The 16,285-nt window shown below is 71.3% G+C and carries 14 protein-coding genes; 6 read left to right on the top strand and 8 right to left on the bottom strand.

What is annotated here, in order from left to right:
- Nucleotides 1-130 precede the first annotated feature (130 nt).
- From pgl to tkt, 5 genes are read right to left on the bottom strand one after another with little or no spacing between them, the layout of a single operon-like run.
- Nucleotides 131-913 carry a 6-phosphogluconolactonase gene (pgl, locus tag ABZ721_RS21010; RefSeq protein ID WP_358790155.1) on the bottom strand — a complete coding sequence of 261 codons (783 nt, stop codon included), beginning with the start codon at nt 911-913 and terminating at the stop codon, nt 131-133.
- Entirely contained in the window at nt 910-1,989 is a 1,080-nt protein-coding gene (gene opcA, locus ABZ721_RS21015) for a glucose-6-phosphate dehydrogenase assembly protein OpcA (RefSeq protein ID WP_358790156.1), read from the bottom strand. Before opcA ends, pgl begins: the two co-directional genes overlap by 4 nt.
- Complete coding sequence (gene zwf, locus ABZ721_RS21020) at nt 1,986-3,509, bottom strand: glucose-6-phosphate dehydrogenase (protein ID WP_358790157.1); 1,524 nt, start codon at nt 3,507-3,509, stop codon at nt 1,986-1,988. The genes opcA and zwf overlap by 4 nt, the downstream gene beginning before the upstream one ends.
- Before the next feature lies 1 nt (nt 3,510).
- On the bottom strand, nt 3,511-4,629 hold the full coding sequence (tal, locus tag ABZ721_RS21025; protein WP_358790158.1) for a transaldolase: 1,119 nt from the start codon (nt 4,627-4,629) through the stop codon (nt 3,511-3,513).
- Nucleotides 4,630-4,663: 34 nt separating this feature from the next.
- Nucleotides 4,664-6,751 carry a transketolase gene (gene tkt / locus ABZ721_RS21030; RefSeq protein ID WP_358790159.1) on the bottom strand — a complete coding sequence of 696 codons (2,088 nt, stop codon included), beginning with the start codon at nt 6,749-6,751 and terminating at the stop codon, nt 4,664-4,666.
- 401 nt (nt 6,752-7,152) lie between these two features.
- On the opposite strand from tkt, the gene ABZ721_RS21035 reads away from it, so the two are divergent.
- From ABZ721_RS21035 to ABZ721_RS21045, 3 genes are all read left to right on the top strand, one after another.
- Nucleotides 7,153-8,097: a heme o synthase gene (locus ABZ721_RS21035; protein WP_358790160.1), complete on the top strand. Its 945-nt coding sequence runs from the start codon at nt 7,153-7,155 to the stop codon at nt 8,095-8,097.
- Nucleotides 8,098-8,121: 24 nt separating this feature from the next.
- Nucleotides 8,122-8,481 (top strand): hypothetical protein, encoded by a 360-nt coding sequence (locus tag ABZ721_RS21040; protein WP_358790161.1) that lies wholly within the window; start codon nt 8,122-8,124, stop codon nt 8,479-8,481.
- Between the two features lie 63 nt (nt 8,482-8,544).
- Nucleotides 8,545-9,672, top strand: coding sequence for an amidohydrolase (locus ABZ721_RS21045; protein ID WP_358790162.1), 1,128 nt, complete (start codon nt 8,545-8,547; stop codon nt 9,670-9,672).
- Here ABZ721_RS21045 and ABZ721_RS21050 read toward each other — a convergent pair.
- Nucleotides 9,661-10,650, bottom strand: a complete 990-nt coding sequence (locus ABZ721_RS21050) for a COX15/CtaA family protein (RefSeq protein WP_358790163.1) — start codon at nt 10,648-10,650, stop codon at nt 9,661-9,663. The two genes, ABZ721_RS21045 and ABZ721_RS21050, sit on opposite strands and share 12 nt — an antisense overlap.
- 98 nt (nt 10,651-10,748) lie before the next feature.
- Between ABZ721_RS21050 and ABZ721_RS21055 the strand changes: the two genes are divergently transcribed.
- A complete protein-coding gene (locus ABZ721_RS21055) occupies nt 10,749-12,029 on the top strand; it encodes a glycosyl hydrolase family 28-related protein (RefSeq protein WP_358790164.1) in 1,281 nt (426 codons plus the stop codon).
- Nucleotides 12,030-12,047: 18 nt separating this feature from the next.
- Here the strand turns inward: ABZ721_RS21055 and ABZ721_RS21060 are convergent, their stop codons facing one another.
- Both ABZ721_RS21060 and ABZ721_RS21065 read right to left on the bottom strand, forming a co-directional pair.
- Entirely contained in the window at nt 12,048-12,764 is a 717-nt protein-coding gene (locus ABZ721_RS21060; protein ID WP_358790275.1) for an ABC transporter permease, read from the bottom strand.
- A 74-nt stretch (nt 12,765-12,838) separates the two neighbouring features.
- Nucleotides 12,839-13,780, bottom strand: coding sequence for an ABC transporter ATP-binding protein (locus ABZ721_RS21065; RefSeq protein ID WP_358790165.1), 942 nt, complete (start codon nt 13,778-13,780; stop codon nt 12,839-12,841).
- Nucleotides 13,781-13,983: 203 nt separating this feature from the next.
- Between ABZ721_RS21065 and ABZ721_RS21070 the strand changes: the two genes are divergently transcribed.
- Together ABZ721_RS21070 and sufB are read left to right on the top strand one after the other, a co-directional pair.
- Nucleotides 13,984-14,811 carry a MarR family transcriptional regulator gene (locus tag ABZ721_RS21070; protein ID WP_358790166.1) on the top strand — a complete coding sequence of 276 codons (828 nt, stop codon included), beginning with the start codon at nt 13,984-13,986 and terminating at the stop codon, nt 14,809-14,811.
- Nucleotides 14,808-16,229, top strand: coding sequence for a Fe-S cluster assembly protein SufB (sufB, locus tag ABZ721_RS21075; RefSeq protein ID WP_358790167.1), 1,422 nt, complete (start codon nt 14,808-14,810; stop codon nt 16,227-16,229). Before ABZ721_RS21070 ends, sufB begins: the two co-directional genes overlap by 4 nt.
- Nucleotides 16,230-16,285: the final 56 nt, after the last annotated feature.

Below are 16,285 nucleotides of genomic sequence, written 5' to 3' on the forward strand. Positions count from 1 at the left end.
ACGCCCGGGGCGCCCCGCCCGCGGGGGGGGGGGGGGCGGGCGGGCCCCCCCCTCCCGCCCCCCCCGCCCCGGCGCGGCGGGGCCCCCCCCCCCCCCCGGCCGGCGGCCGTCGTCCTACGGGAAGCGCCCGCTAGGCCGAAGCCGGCGGGTACAGCTGCGGCGGCAGTTCCGCCGCCGCGGCCCGGTCCAGCAGCCACAGCGTGCGGCGCCGGCCGCGGGCGCCCGCCGCCGGCGCCTGGATCTCGCCCGCGCCGGACAGCGCCATCGCGACCGCGCCCGCCTTGTCCTCGCCCGCCGCGAGCAGCCACACCTCGCGCGCCGCGCGGATCGCCGGCAGCGTCAGCGAGATCCGGGTCGGCGGCGGCTTGGGCGCGCCGTGCACGCCCACCACCGTCCGCTCCGTCTCCCGCACCGCCGGGTGCTCCGGGAAGAGCGACGCGACGTGGGTGTCGGGGCCGACCCCCAGCATCAACACGTCGAACGTCGGCACCGGGCCGTGGTCCTCGGGCCCGGACGCCTTGGCGAGCTCGGCCGCGTAGTCGGCCGCCGCGGCGTCGACGTCCCGGCCGTGGGCGCCGTCGGACGCGGGCATGGCGTGCACCCGCGCCGGATCGAGCGGCACCGCGTCGAGCAGGATCTCCCGGGCCTGGGTGACGTTGCGCTCGGCGTCACCCTCCGGCTCGAACCGCTCGTCGCCCCACCACAGGTCGAGGTGCGCCCAGTCCACCGCGTCCCGCGCCGGGGACGCGGCGAGGGCGGCGAGCAGCGCGTTGCCGTTGCGCCCGCCCGTGAGCACCACCGAGGCGGAGCCGCGGGCGGACTGGGCGTCCACGATCTTCGTGATCAGCCGCGCCGCCGCGGCCTTCGCCATCAGCTCCTTGTCGCGGTGGACGACGACCTGGGGGGTGCTCATGACGAGCCCGTCCCCTTGGCGGCCGCCTTCTTCGCGGGCGCGGCCTTCTTCGCGGGAGCCTTGGCCGCGGGGGCCGCGGCCGCCTTGGCGGGCTTGGCGGGGGTGATCAGCTCCACCGCCTCGACCGGCTCCTCCGAGGCCTGCGACCCGGATTCCGTCAGCCGGCCGACGCCGAACTTCACCGTCGACCGGTAGATGTCGTCCGGATCCAGCCGCCGCAGCTCCTCGGCGATCAGCTCGGAGGTCTCGCGGCGCTTGAGCGCCACGTGACGGTCCGGCTGCCCCGGCATGGCCAGCTCGGCCAGCGAGCCGTCGGCCCGGTCCAGCCGGATCTCGCCGTCGGCGGTGACCAGTTGGACGCCGGTGATGCCGGGCCCCTCGGAGACCTTGCGCTCCACCGAGATCCGCAGCCGGTCGGCGAGCCACAGCGCGAGCAGTTCCGTGCTCGGGTTGTAGGCCTCGCCCTCCACGGTCGCGGAGGCGATCCTGGTGTGCTTCTGGTCCAGGGCCGCGGCCAGCATGCTGCGCCACGGCGTGATCCGGGTCCAGGCCAGGTCGGTGTCGCCGGGGGCGTACGCGGCGGCCCGCTCGTTGAGCGCGGCCACCGGGTCCTCGGCCGCCGCCGCGTCGGTGATCCGGCGCTGCGCGAGCCGGCCCAGCGGGTCCTCGGCGGGGCTGCCGGGGGACTCCTCCGGCCACCACACCACCACCGGGGCGTCCGGCAGCAGCAGCGGCAGCACGACGGACTCGGCGTGGTTGGCCAGCTCCCCGTGCATGCGCAGCACGACCGTCTCACCGGTGCCGGAGTCCGAGCCGACCAGCACCTCGGCGTCCAGCCGCGCCATCGCGCGGTCGCGCGGTGAGCGGCCGGGCCGCTTGATGACGGCCAGGATGCGGGACGGGTGCTCCCGCGACGCGTCGCTGGCCGCCTTGAGGGCGTCGTAGGCGCTGCCCTCGTCGGTGACGATGACCAGGGTGAGCACCATGCCGACGGCCGGTGTGCCGATGGCGCGGCGGGCGTCGATGAGCCCGGCGTTGATACGGGACGACGTGGTGTCCGTCAGATCGATCCTCATGGCCGGCGCCAGCTCCTACCGTCTCGTGCGAGCATCTCGTCCGCCTCGACCGGTCCCCAGGTGCCCGAGGCGTACTGGGCGGGCTTGCCGTGCGTGTCCCAGAACTTCTCGATCGGGTCGAGGATGTTCCAGGACAGCTCGACCTCCTGGTGACGGGGGAAGAGGTTGGCGTCGCCGAGCAGCACATCGAGGATGAGCCGCTCGTACGCCTCCGGGCTGGACTCGGTGAAGGACTCGCCGTAGGCGAAGTCCATCGTCACGTCCCGGACCTCCATCGAGGTTCCCGGCACCTTCGAGCCGAAGCGCACCGTCACGCCCTCGTCCGGCTGCACCCGGATGACCAGGGCGTTCTGCCCCAGCTCCTCGGTGGACCCGGCCTCGAAGGGCAGGTACGGGGCCCGCTTGAAGACCACCGCGATCTCGGTGACCCGGCGGCCGAGCCGCTTGCCGGTGCGCAGGTAGAAGGGGACCCCGGCCCAGCGGCGGTTGTTGATCTCCAGCTTGACGGCCGCGTAGGTGTCGGTCTTCGACTTGGGGTCGATGCCCTCTTCCTCGAGGTACCCCACGACCTCCTCGCCGCCCTGCCAGGCGTGCGCGTACTGGCCGCGCACGGTGTGCGCGCCCAAGTCCTGGGGGAGCTCGACGGCGCCGAGCACCTTGAGCTTCTCGGCGACCAGCGCCTTGGGGTGGAAGGAGCCGGGCTCCTCCATCGCGGTCAGCGCGAGCAGTTGCAGCAGGTGGTTCTGGATGACGTCACGGGCCGCGCCGATGCCGTCGTAGTACCCGGCCCGGCCGCCGATGCCGATGTCCTCGGCCATCGTGATCTGCACGTGGTCGACGTACGACCGGTTCCAGATCGGCTCGAACATCGTGTTGGCGAAGCGCAGCGCCAGGATGTTCTGGACCGTCTCCTTGCCCAGGTAGTGGTCGATCCTGAAGACCTCGTTGGGCGGGAAGACGTCGTGCACGAGCTGGTTCAGCTCCTGCGCGCTCTCCAGGTTGTGGCCGAACGGCTTCTCGATGACCGCGCGGCGCCAGGACTCGCCCGGGCCCTCGGACAGGCCGTGCTTCTTGAGCTGCTGCACGACGTTCGGGAAGAACTTCGGCGGCACGGAGAGGTAGAAGGCGAAGTTGCCGCCGGTACCGCGCGCCTTGTCGAGTTCGTCGATCGTCGCCTTCAGGTTCTCGAAGGCGGTGTCGTCGTCGAACTCGCCCTGCACGAAGCGGCAGCCCTCGGCGAGCTGTTGCCAGACCTCCTCGCGGAAGGGCGTGCGGGCGTGCTCCTTGACCGCGTCGTGGACCTCCTGCGCGAAGTCCTCGTCCTCCCAGCTCCGCCGGGCGAAGCCGATGAGCGCGAAGCCCGGCGGCAGCAGCCCGCGGTTGGCGAGGTCGTAGACGGCAGGCATCAACTTTTTACGGGACAAATCGCCCGTGACGCCGAAAATGACCAGGCCGGACGGCCCCGCGATACGCGGGAGCCGCCGGTCCTGTGCGTCACGCAGCGGATTGCTGCTGCTCAACTCATGCCTCCGAAGGCGTCTGACGCTTGAGTACCGCCTGGGTGGACTCCAGCAGCTCGTTCCACGCGGCCTCGAACTTCTCGACGCCCTCGTCCTCGAGCAGCTGCACCACTTCGTCGTACGAGATGCCGAGGCCCGCCAGCGCGTCGATGTCGGCCTGGGCCTGCTCGTACCGCCCGCTGATGGTGTCGCCGGAGATCTCGCCGTGGTCCGCCGTGGCCTCCAAGGTGGCCTCCGGCATGGTGTTGACCGTGTTCGGGGCGACCAGGTCGGTCACGTACAGCGTGTCCGGGAGGTCGGGGTCCTTGACACCGGTCGAGGCCCACAGCGGACGCTGCTTGTTCGCGCCCGCCTTCTCCAGCGCGTTCCAGCGGTCCGAGGAGAAGACCTCCTCGTACGCCTGGTAGGCGAGCCGGGCGTTGGCCAGCGCGGCCTTGCCCTTGAGCGCCTTGGCCCGGTCGCCGCCGAGCTTGTCGAGCCGCTTGTCGATCTCGGTGTCCACGCGGGACACGAAGAAGGACGCGACGGAGTGGATCTTCGAGAGGTCCAGGCCGGAGGCCTTGGCCTTCTCCAGACCCTCCAGGTACGCGTCCATGACCTGGCGGTAGCGGGCCAGCGAGAAGATCAGCGTCACGTTGACACTGATGCCCTTGCCGATGACCTCGGCGATGGCGGGCAGGCCGGCCAGCGTCGCCGGGATCTTGATGAGGGTGTTCGGCCGGTCGACGAGCCAGGCGAGCTGCTTGGCCTCGGCGACGGTCGCCCGGGTGTTGTGGGCCAGGCGCGGGTCCACCTCGATGGAGACCCGGCCGTCCTGGCCGTCGGTGCGGTCGAAGACCGGCCGCAGGATGTCGGCGGCGTCGCGGACGTCCGCCGTGGTGATCATCCGGATGGCTTCCTCGACCGTGACCTCGCGGGCCGCGAGGTCGGTGAGCTGGGTCTCGTACCCCTCGCCGCCGGCGATCGCCTTCTGGAAGATCGACGGGTTGGTGGTGACGCCCACGACGTGCTGCTGGTCGATGAGCTCGGCCAGGTTCCCTGACGTGATCCGCTTGCGGGACAGGTCGTCCAGCCAGATCGCGACGCCTTCGTCGGAGAGGCGCTTGAGTGCGTCTGTCATGGAATTACATCTCCTACTGGTCGTATGCGGTGCGTCAGCGGGTGACGGCGTCGACGGCGTCGATGGACTGACGTGCGGCGTTGGCGACGGCGTCGGCCGTGAAGCCGAACTCGCGGAACAGGATCTTGGCGTCGGCCGAGGCACCGAAGTGCTCCAGGCTGATGATCCGGCCCTGCGCGCCGATGTAGCGGTGCCACGTCAGGCCGATACCGGCCTCGACCGCGACGCGCGCCTTGACGTCCGGCAGCAGCACGCTGTCGCGGTACGCCTGGTCCTGCTCCTCGAACCACTCGACGGACGGCATCGAGACGACCCGCGTCGGGATCCCGTCGGCCTGCAGTGCGTCGCGGGCCTCGACGGCCAGCTGCACCTCGGAGCCGGTGGCGATGAGGATGACCTGCGGACGGCCGCCCTCGGAGTCGAACAGCACGTAGCCGCCCTTGGCCGCGTGCTCGTTGGCCGGGTAGGTCGGCACACCCTGGCGGGTGAGCGCCAGGCCGTGCGGGGCCGGCTTGGACGCGTGGCGCTTGAGGATCTCGCGCCAGGCGATCGCCGTCTCGTTGGCGTCGGCCGGACGGACGATGTTCAGGCCCGGGATGGCGCGCAGCACGGACAGGTGCTCGACCGGCTGGTGCGTCGGGCCGTCCTCGCCGAGACCGACGGAGTCGTGCGTCCACACGTACGTGACGGGCAGCTGCATGAGCGCGGCCAGTCGCACGGCGGGGCGCATGTAGTCGGAGAACACCAGGAAGGTGCCGCCGTAGATGCGCGTGTTGCCGTGCAGCGCGATGCCGTTCATGGTCGAGCCCATGGCGTGCTCACGGATGCCGTAGTGCACCGTGCGGCCGTACGGGTCGGCCTCCGGCAGCGGGTTCCCCGCCGGGAGGAAGGACGAGCCGCTGTCGATCGTGGTGTTGTTGGAGCCCGCGAGGTCGGCGGAGCCGCCCCACAGCTCCGGCACGACCGCGCCGAGCGCCTGCAGGACCTTGCCGGAGGCGGCACGGGTCGCGAGGCTCTTGCCGGTCTCGAAGGACGGCAGCGCCTTCTCCCAGCCGTCGGGCAGCTCGCCCGCGTTGATGCGGTCGAACTCGGCGGCGCGCTCCGGGTTGGCGTCGCGCCACTCCTGGAACCGCTTGTTCCAGACGGCGTGCGCCTCACGGCCGCGGTCGGCCGCCGCGCGGGTGTGCGACAGCACCGCGTCGTCGACCTCGAAGGTCTTCGCGGGGTCGAAGCCCAGCACGGTCTTGGTCGCGGCGACCTCCTCGTCGCCCAGCGCCGAGCCGTGCGCGGCCTCGGTGTTCTGCGCGTTCGGGGCCGGCCAGGCGATGATCGAACGGGCCGCGATGAACGAGGGGCGCGAGGTCTCGGCCCGGGCCGCCGCCAGTGCCTCGTACAGGCCCTGCGGGTCCAGGTCGCCGCTGGGCAGCTGCTCGACGCGCTGGACGTGCCAGCCGTACGCCTCGTAGCGCTTGAGGGTGTCCTCGCTGACAGCGGTCTCGGTGTCGCCCTCGATGGAGATGTGGTTGTCGTCCCACAGCAGCACGAGGTTGCCGAGCTTCTGGTGCCCGGCCAGCGAGGACGCCTCGCCGGAGACACCCTCCTGCAGGCAGCCGTCACCGGCGATGACCCAGACGGTGTGGTCGAAGGGGGACGTGCCCGCCTCGGCGTCCGGGTCGAACAGGCCGCGCTCGTAGCGGGCGGCCATGGCCATGCCGACCCCGTTGGCGATGCCCTGGCCGAGCGGACCCGTCGTGGTCTCCACGCCGACCGTGTGGCCGTGCTCCGGGTGCCCCGGGGTCTTGCTGCCCCAGGTGCGGAACGCCTTCAGGTCGTCCAGCTCCAGGCCGTACCCGGCCAGGTAGAGCTGGGTGTAGAGCGTCAGGCTGGAGTGACCGGCCGAGAGGACGAAGCGGTCGCGGCCGGTCCAGTCGGGATCGGACGGGTCGTGCCGCATCAGCTTCTGGAACAACAGGTACGCGGCGGGCGCGAGGCTCATGGCCGTGCCGGGATGGCCGTTGCCGACCTTCTGCACGGAATCCATGGCCAGGACGCGAGCGGTGTCAACGGCCCGCTTGTCCAGATCGGTCCACTCAAGGTCTGTGGTGGTCGGCTTGCTGCTCACCCTGCTTCAGGGCTCCTTTCCACATGTTGAGATACCGGTGACGTGGCGCCTACCCGGCGTGGTCGAGCCTACCGCCGCAGGCACGTGCACCTTTTCGAGCGGGCTGTTCGACCTACCGTTCGGCGTCCGGAGCACTGCTCGGGCAGGTTCCCGGCACCTCTTCGGGCAACCAGGACCCCGGCACGGCCATTCCCGGCATGCCGGGATACTGACAGCCTGCCCCGGCCCGCGCGGGTTCGCCTGCTGAACGTGCGGCGAAGGACCGGCGGCAACACGGGTCACCCCCCGGGGCGGGCGGAGTATTCCCTACGTCTACAGTGGCGTGGTACGCGCAAGGACTTACCGGACCTTCACGTCTGGGACCGGGACTTGCTGGACTTAATCCTTCCCCAGGGGTGTTTGTGACGGCCGTCGAATCCCGACCCGCAGGGGTCATCGGGACGAGCCACGGACGGCGGCCGTTCGCGGCTCGCGTCATGGCGTTCGTGGCGCTGACCAAGCCACGCATTATCGAGCTGCTGCTCATCACCACCGTTCCGGTGATGTTCCTGGCGGCGGGTGGCGTCCCGGACCTGTGGCTGGTGCTGACGACCGTCGTGGGCGGCTACCTCTCGGCGGGCGGCGCCAACGCGCTGAACATGTACATCGACCGCGACATCGACGCGCTGATGCACCGCACCGAGCAGCGTCCGCTGGTCACCGGCATGGTGTCGCCCCGCGAGGGGCTGGTCTTCGGCATCGCGCTCTCCGTGGTCTCCACGGTCTGGTTCGCGGTCCTGGTCAACACGCTGTCGGCGGCGCTGTCGCTGACGGCCATCCTCTTCTACGTCTTCGTGTACACGCTCGGCCTCAAGCGCCGCACCGCGCAGAACATCGTGTGGGGCGGCATCGCGGGCTGCATGCCGGTCTTCATCGGCTGGTCCGCGGTCACGAACTCCGTCTCCTGGGCCGCGCTGGTCCTCTTTCTGGTGATCTTCTTCTGGACGCCGCCGCACTACTGGCCGCTGTCGATGAAGGTCAAGGACGACTACGAGCGGGTGGGCGTGCCCATGCTGCCGGTCGTGGCCGGCAACCTGGTGGTCGCCCGGCAGATCGTGATCTACAGCTGGGTGATGGTGCTCGTCTCGCTGACCCTGTGGTGGCCGCTGAACGAGACGTCCTGGCTCTACCCGGTGGCCGCGGTGCTGCTCGGCGCGATGTGGCTCAAGGAGGCGCACGGCCTGTACAGCCGCGCGAAGGCCGGGGTCAGCGGCGCGAAGCTGAAGGAGATGCGGCTGTTCCACTGGTCCATCACCTATCTGTCGCTGCTCTTCGTCGTCGTGGCCGTCGATCCTTTCCTTCACTGATTACTGACGGGTAGCATCTGCCTCATGGCTGAGACCGCGCAGAACACCGTGGAAGAGACCCCGAAGGCGGACCCGCGCGCCGAGCGCCGCACCGCCCGGCTGACGAAGCAGATCCACGCCTTCGCCAAGAGCCACGGCGGCGGCGCCGAGGCGAACATCGCCTACATCGGCGAGGCCGGCACCCGCATCGTCCTCGTCGGCGAGAACGGCGAGTGGGGCGACCTGGTGGCCCCGACGTACGCCATCGCCCGCGAGGCCGTCGAGCGCTCCGGCGTGAGCGTGCACGAGGACTTCGACGGCGAGTTCGCCGCCAAGGTGCGCACGGGTCCGTACGAGTGGTCGCGGATGGCCGGCATCCAGCTGGGCGGTCCCAGCAACACCTGACGCGGCGCCCGCACGTTAGGGACCATGGGAAACGGTCCCGCCCGGCGGCGCGAGGAGTCAGTGATGCTGGAGCTTCCACCCCTGGTGGACGCGCACTGCCACGGGGTGGTCCCCGGGGAGCTGGGCCTCGGCTCGTTCGAGGCGCTCCTGGCGGGGACCGCCGCGCCCGGCACCACGCTCTTCGACAGCCCCGCCGGGTTCGCCGTACGCCGCTGGTGCCCGCCCCTGCTGGGCCTGGAACCGCACTGCACCCCCGCCCACTACCTGGCCGGACGCCGGGACCTGGGCGCGTACGAGGCCACCCGGCGGCTGCTGCGCGGCGCCGGGATCGGCGCCTACCTGGTGGACCCGGCAGGGAGCGGTGCCGACGGCCCGGTGCCCGCCGCGCCGCCGCCCCCCGACCTCACCTCGCCCAAGGACCTGGGCTCGGCCGCGGCCGCCCCGGCGTACGAGACCGTCCGGCTGGAACCGCTCGCGCAGCAGGTCGCCGACACCTCGGGGACCGTCGGGGCGTTCCTGGCCAACGTCGCCGAGGCGGTGCACACGGCGGCGCGCACGGCTATCGCCTTCTCCGTCGCCGACACCTGCCCGCCCGGGTTCCCGGCCGGGCCCCCCGACGCGGGCCCGGTGCGGCACGCGGCCGGGGCGTGGCTGGCCCGGCGGGCGGCCGGTGAACGGCTCGACGACCCGGTGCTGCTGCGCCACCTGGTGTGGAACGCCGTCGCGACCGGCCGGCCGCTGCAGATCCGCGGCCCCGTCGGTGCCGATCCGCTGCGGCTCACCCCGTTCCTGCATGCCACCGCGGGCCTGGGCACCGACGTGGTGCTGCTGCGGGGGTTCCCCGGCCACCGGCCCGCCGCCCGGCTGGCGGCCGCCTTCCCGCACGTCTACACGGACATCGGCTCCGCACCGGTGGCCTCGGCGCTGGCCGAGACGCTGGAGCTGGCGCCCTTCGGCAAGGTGCTCTTCTCGACCGGGGCGTACGCGCTGCCCGAGCTGTACGTGATCGGCGCCCGGCTCTTCCGCGAGGCGCTGGAGCGGCTGGTCACCGACTGGGTCGCCGACGGGGCCTGGACGCCGGCCGACGCGCGGCGCGTCGCGGGGCTGATCGCCGCGGGGAACGCGCGGCGGGTGTACGGGCTTCAGGGGCGCCCCGGCCGCGGCCGGGAGCGCGCCGGGTCAGACCGTTGAGGCGAGGGCGGAGCCGGACTGGGCGGGGCCCGGGATGCCGGGCTGCTCCGCCGGGCGCTCGCGCATCGACAGCGCGACCCGCAGCACCCCGATCCAGATCAGCGCCGAGCCGAGCATGTGCAGCCCGACCAGCACCTCCGGCAGGTGCGTGAAGTACTGCACGTAGCCGATGGCGCCCTGCGCCAGCAGCACGAGGAACAGGTCCCGCGTCCGGGCCTTCGGGCCGGCCGGGGCGTCCACGGCGCGCAGCACGAACCACAGCGCGAGCGTCAGGGCCACCACGACCCAGGCGAGGTCGGCGTGGAGCTGGGCGACGGTCTTCCAGTCGATCGGGATGCGGTGCACCTCGGCGGAGTCGCCCGCGTGCGGCCCCGCGCCGGTCACGACGGTGCCCACCGCGATCAGCAGCGCGCAGCAGGCGGTCAGCACCCACGCCAGCTGCTGTACCGGCCTGCCCACCAGGGGGCGTACCGGACCATCACCCTCGCGGGCCCGCTGCCAGGTCACCACGGCGACCGTGATCAGCGCGCTGGAGAGCAGGAAGTGCCCGGCGACCACGTAGGGGTTCAGGCCGGTCAGCACCGTGATGCCGCCGAGTACCGCGTTGCCCATGACCACCCAGAACTGGGCCCAGCCGAGCCGGGTCAGGCTGCGCCGCCACGGCTTCTGCGAGCGCACCGCGATGATCGCCCAGCCGACCGCCGCGCACAGCACGTACGTCAGCATCCGGTTGGTGAACTCGATGACGCCGTGCAGGCCCATGTCGCTGGTGGTCGTCAGGCTCTCGTCGGTGCACTTGGGCCAGGTCGGGCAGCCGAGCCCCGAACTCGTCAGCCGGACCGCCCCGCCGGTCACCACGATGACCACGGCCATCGCGAGGGCGGCCGCGCAGGCCCGCTGGACCGTCACCGGGGACGGGGTCCAGCGGCGGGCGATGTGGGCGAGGGGATTACGGGCGACTTCGAGCGACTTCGGCACCCGTCCATCGTAGGCGGCCGCTTGTGCAACATTTCACGAGGGGTCGGCAGCCGCCCGCACCCTTACCATCGAGCGGAGGATCCGCGACTGGGGGAAATATGACAACCGACAAGAGCGGTTCGGTCAACCGGCGGAGAATGCTCTACGGAGGCGCCGCCGTCGTCGCCGGAGCGGGCATCGCGGGGTACGCGAGCGGGGAGTGGAACGCGCCCGCCGCGGCCCAGGGGAGCTCCGACCACCCCGGCGTGGCGGACGTCGTGGCCGACTTCGGCGCCAAGGGCGACGGCAGGACGGACGACAGCGCGGCCTTCGCCGCCGCCTACGCCTACGCCGAGTCGCGGATCTCCGGCGGGGTGGGGCACACCGTCATCGACGTGCCGCCGGGCGTGTACCTGGTGAAGAAGCCGGGCGCGCTGCTCGCCGGCGACAAGCCGGACAAGCGCGCGAGCGGCCTGCGGTTCCGGGGCGCCGGGATGCGGATCAGCGAGATCGTCTTCGCGCCGGAGTCGGCCAAGGACGCCTACCTGTGCCGCAACAACAACATGTGGAGCAACATCTCCTTCGAGGGGCTGCGCTTCACCTCAGGCACGCCCGGCGCGTCGTTCTTCTCCTCGTACTCCACCGGCTGGGCCCAGAACTACCGCTTCTCGGAGTGCGAGTGGATGGGGGAGTGGGAGTACGGCCTCGCCCTGGACGGCAGCAACAACAACTCGGAGATGCGCTGGGAGGCGTGCCGGGTGGGCGGCGCCTACCGCAAGGCGTTCCTGTACTCGGGGCTCTCCAAGCGGTCGGAGAAGCGCGAGCAGCAGGACCAGTTCCTCAACTACTGGTTCACCGACATGACGGTCACCTACGACTGGGGCAACTTCCTGGAGTTCCCCTACGGCGGCTCGATCACCTGCCGCAGCGGCAGCTACATCATCACCGGCCGCCGCCCGACGCCCCACCCCGAGTACGGGTTCGAGAGCGCCTTCTTCCGCTTCCCGCGCCCCTCGCACTTCGACTCCGTGCAGCGCTTCCACGCCGAGGACATCCGCTTCGAGATACGCGACCCGGCGGTCGTGGTCATCGACTGCGAGTGGAACAGCGGCACGGTCCATTTCAACGACTGCGACGACACGTCCCAGTCCTACCGGCAGTACTCGGACGGCCTCACCGCGCACCGCTACAACATCGGCCCCGCGGGACCGCTGGTGCGGTACGACATGTGCCAGCTCTCCGGGGCCCACCAGTACCGGCCCGCCGCGGGCGCGGAGCTGCCGGCCAGCGTCCGCTACGACATGTGCCGCCTCGTCGACCATCCGGCGGACGCGTTCGTGGCGGCCGGTTCGCACGACAGGAAGTTCGCCCGCTTCGTCGACTGCATCACCCCGGGCTGAGGGCACTCCCGCCGGGCGTCACTCCCACTTGAAGAAGCGCGCCGCCGCGCCGAGCCCCAGGACCGCCCAGACCAGCAGGATGGCGAGGTCGCCCCAGGGCATGCCCGCACCGTCCCGCAGCACGTCGCGCAGCCCGTCGGAGAGGGCGGAGACGGGCAGCAGCGCCAGAACGTCCCGCGCCGCGCCGGGGAAGCGGTCCAGCGGCACGATGACGCCGCCGGCGACCAGCAGCAGCAGGAAGACGAGGTTCGCGGCGGCGAGCGTCGCCTCCGCCTTGAGCGTGCCGGCCATCAGCAGGCCGAGCCCGGAGAAGGCGGCGGTGCCCAGCAGGAGCAGCAGCACGACGAAGAGCGGGTTGCCGTGCGGCGACCAGCCCAGCGCGAACGCGATCGCCGTCAGCAGCACGATCTGCAGCACCTCGGTGACCAGCACGGAGCCGGTCTTGGCGGTCATCAGCGCCCAGCGCGGCAGCGGCGAGGCGCCGAGCCGCTTCAGCACGCCGTAGCGGCGCTCGAACCCGGTGGCGATGGCCTGGCCGGTGAAGGCGGTGGACATCACGGCGAGCGCCAGGATGCCGGGGGCGAGGAAGTCGACGGCCTTGCCCGTGCCGGTGTCGACGATGGAGACGGCGCTGAACAGGACGAGCAGCAGGGCCGGGATCACGACGGTCAGCAGCAGCTGCTCACCGTTGCGCAGCAGCATCTTCGTCTCGAACGCCGTCTGCGCGCCGATCATGCGGGACAGCGGCGCCGCGCCCGGGTCGGGAGCGAACGTCCCGGCGGCCTCGGCGGCCCTCTTCTCTGCCGTCGTCACGCGCGCAGCTCCTTGCCGGTCAAGTCCAAAAAGACGTCTTCCAGTGTGCGGCGCTCGACCGCCAGGCGGTCCGGCATGACGCCGTGCTGCGCGCACCAGGAGGTGACGGTGGCCAGCAGCTGGGGGTCGATCGCGCCCTCGATCCGGTAGCTGCCCGCCGTCAGTTCGGCGGCCGCGGTGCCGTCCGGCAGGGCCTTGAGCAGCGAGACGAGGTCGAGGCCGGGACGGCCGGTGAAGCGCAGGGTGTTCTCGGCGCCGCCCCGGCACAGCTCCTCGGGGGTGCCGTGGGCGATCGACCGGCCGCGGTCGATGATCACGACCTGGTCGGCTAGCTGCTCCGCCTCGTCCATGAAGTGCGTGGTCAGGACGACCGTCACCCCGTCGGCCCGCAGCTCCCGTACGAGATCCCAGGTGGCGCGGCGGGCCTGCGGGTCCAGGCCGGCGGTGGGCTCGTCGAGGAAGACCAGCTCGGGGCGGCCGACGACGGCCATGGCGAGCGCCAGCCGCTGCTGCTGCCCGCCGGACAGCCGGCGGTACGTGGTGCGGCCGCAGGACTCCAGGCCGAGCCGCTCGATGAGCAGCGCGGGGTCCACCGGGCGGGCGTGCAGCGCGGCGGTGTGCCGCAGCATCTCCTCGGCGCGGGCCCCGGGGTACACCCCGCCCGACTGCAGCATCACTCCGATGCGCGGCCGCAGCGCTGCCCCGTCGGTGGCCGGGTCGAGCCCCAGCACCCGCACGCTCCCGGCGTCTGCGCGCCGGTAGCCCTCGCAGGTCTCGACGGTGGTGGTCTTGCCGGCGCCGTTCGGACCGAGCACGGCGGTCACCGAGCCGGCCGCCACCGACAGGTCGAGGCCGTCCACCGCGGTCTTGCCGCCGTACCGCTTGACCAGGCCGGCGATCTCGACGGCCGGTGGCTGACTGGTGCTGCCGCTTCGCATACCCGTGAGTCTAGGGAGCGCCGCCGCGCGCTCAGAACCGGCCCGGTGACCCGGTGGACGGCGCGCGCGGGGAATACCCGGGGAATAGATCTTGTTCACGCGAATGCGCAGGTCAACTTAGGTTTGCCTAAGTGACGAACTCCACCGCGGGTCGAATCCGACGCGGGTTGCCGGGGCCCGATGAATTACGCAACAATGAAGTTGTGAAAAACGTCGGCGCGGCTCAGGAGGAGCAGACGACCGGGGAGCGGAGCACCCGCAACCGGGTCGCCCGGTCCATCCTGGACCACGGCCCGTCGACCACCGCCGACCTCGCGGAGCGGCTGGGCCTCACGCAGGCCGCCGTCCGCCGCCACCTGGACCACCTCGTCGCGGAGAACATCGTCGAGCCGCGTGAGCAGCGGGTCTACGGAGCGCGCACCCGTGGGCGCCCCGCCAAGGCCTTCGCCCTCACCGACTGCGGCCGCGACGCCTTCGACCAGGCGTACGACCAGATCGCGGCCGACGCGCTGCGCTGGATCGCGCAGTCCGCCGGCGGCGGGGAGACGGGCGATGCCGCGGTCACCGCGTTCGCCCGGGCCCGGGTCGCCAAGCAGGCGGACCGCTACCGGGCCGCGGTCGACGCCGCGGAGCCCGCCCAGCGCACCCAGGCGCTCGCCAGGGCCCTGAGCGAGGACGGGTACGCTGCTACCACCCGCAGCGCGTCGGCCGCCGCCGGCGCACGGGAGCCCGCCGGTGAGCAGCTCTGCCAGCACCACTGCCCGGTGGCGCACATCGCCGAGGAGTTCCCGCAGCTGTGTGAGGCGGAGGCCGAGGTCTTCTCCCACCTGCTGGGAACCCACGTCCAGCGGCTGGCCACCATCGCCCACGGCGACGGCGTCTGCACGACGTACATTCCGCGGCACCCGCACCACCAGCAGGTCGGCAGCGCAGTGAGAAGCAGTACCGCACCAGATACCAGCACCGCAGTGAATACCACCACCGCAGTGAATAACGCATCCGCCAGTACGGCCGGGAGGAACCCCGCATGACTGCTCCCACGGAGACCACGCACCCGGAACTCGATGGGCTGGGCACGTACGAGTTCGGCTGGTCCGACTCGGACACCGCCGGCACCAACGCCCGGCGTGGAATCAACGAGGATGTCGTGCGCGACATCTCCGCGAAGAAATCCGAGCCGGAGTGGATGCTGAAGCTGCGGCTGAAGGGTCTGAAGCTGTTCGGCAAGAAGCCCATGCCCACCTGGGGCTCGGACCTCAGCGGCATCGACTTCGACAACATCAAGTACTTCGTGCGCTCCACCGAGAAGCAGGCCGCTTCCTGGGAGGACCTGCCCGAGGACATCAAGAACACCTACGACCGGCTGGGCATCCCGGAGGCCGAGAAGCAGCGCCTCGTCGCCGGTGTCGCCGCCCAGTACGAGTCCGAGGTCGTCTACCACCAGATCCGTGAGGACCTGGAGGAGCAGGGCGTCATCTTCCTCGACACCGACACGGCGCTGAAGCAGTACCCGGAGATGTTCCAGGAGTACTTCGGCACCGTCATCCCGGTGGGCGACAACAAGTTCGCCTCGCTGAACTCGGCCGTGTGGTCCGGCGGCTCGTTCATCTACGTCCCCAAGGGCGTGCATGTCGACATCCCGCTGCAGGCCTACTTCCGTATCAACACGGAGAACATGGGCCAGTTCGAGCGGACGCTGATCATCGTCGACGAGGACGCCTACGTCCACTACGTCGAGGGCTGCACCGCGCCGATCTACTCCTCGGACTCGCTGCACAGCGCCGTGGTGGAGATCATCGTGAAGAAGGGCGGCCGCTGCCGCTACACGACCATCCAGAACTGGTCGAACAACGTCTACAACCTGGTCACCAAGCGCGCGGTCGCCTACGAGGGCGCCACGATGGAGTGGGTCGACGGCAACATCGGCTCCAAGGTGACCATGAAGTACCCGGCCGTCTACCTGATGGGCGAGCACGCCAAGGGCGAGACCCTGTCCATCGCCTTCGCGGGCGAGGGCCAGCACCAGGACGCCGGCGCCAAGATGGTGCACATGGCGCCGAACACGTCGTCCAACATCGTCTCGAAGTCCGTGGCGCGCGGCGGCGGCCGTACCTCCTACCGCGGTCTCATCGAGATCGGCGAGGGCGCGTCCGGCTCGAAGTCCAACGTGCTCTGCGACGCCCTGCTCGTCGACACGATCTCCCGCTCGGACACGTACCCGTACGTGGACGTCCGCGAGGACGACGTGTCCATGGGCCACGAGGCGACCGTCTCCAAGGTCTCGGACGACCAGCTCTTCTACCTGATGAGCCGCGGCATGACCGAGTTCGAGGCCATGGCGATGATCGTGCGCGGCTTCGTCGAGCCGATCGCGCGCGAGCTGCCGATGGAGTACGCGCTGGAGCTGAACCGCCTGATCGAGCTGCAGATGGAAGGCTCCGTCGGTTAGTACGACGTCCCCGCACGGGCGCGCTGGCGCGCCCGTGCGGTCCGACAGCCGACCAC

This window comes from Streptomyces sp. NPDC006733 (assembly GCF_040636125.1).
Taxonomy (GTDB): domain Bacteria; phylum Actinomycetota; class Actinomycetes; order Streptomycetales; family Streptomycetaceae; genus Actinacidiphila.

Coding starts and splice junctions, on each gene's coding strand:
- pgl (WP_358790155.1), bottom strand. CDS start 913: ATGAGCACCCCCCAGGTCGTCGTCCACCGCGACAAGGAGCTGATGGCG.
- sufB (WP_358790167.1), top strand. CDS start 14,808: ATGACTGCTCCCACGGAGACCACGCACCCGGAACTCGATGGGCTGGGC.
- ABZ721_RS21055 (WP_358790164.1), top strand. CDS start 10,749: ATGACAACCGACAAGAGCGGTTCGGTCAACCGGCGGAGAATGCTCTAC.
- opcA (WP_358790156.1), bottom strand. CDS start 1,989: ATGAGGATCGATCTGACGGACACCACGTCGTCCCGTATCAACGCCGGG.
- ABZ721_RS21060 (WP_358790275.1), bottom strand. CDS start 12,764: ATGATCGGCGCGCAGACGGCGTTCGAGACGAAGATGCTGCTGCGCAAC.
- ABZ721_RS21040 (WP_358790161.1), top strand. CDS start 8,122: ATGGCTGAGACCGCGCAGAACACCGTGGAAGAGACCCCGAAGGCGGAC.
- ABZ721_RS21065 (WP_358790165.1), bottom strand. CDS start 13,780: ATGCGAAGCGGCAGCACCAGTCAGCCACCGGCCGTCGAGATCGCCGGC.
- tal (WP_358790158.1), bottom strand. CDS start 4,629: ATGACAGACGCACTCAAGCGCCTCTCCGACGAAGGCGTCGCGATCTGG.
- ABZ721_RS21045 (WP_358790162.1), top strand. CDS start 8,545: ATGCTGGAGCTTCCACCCCTGGTGGACGCGCACTGCCACGGGGTGGTC.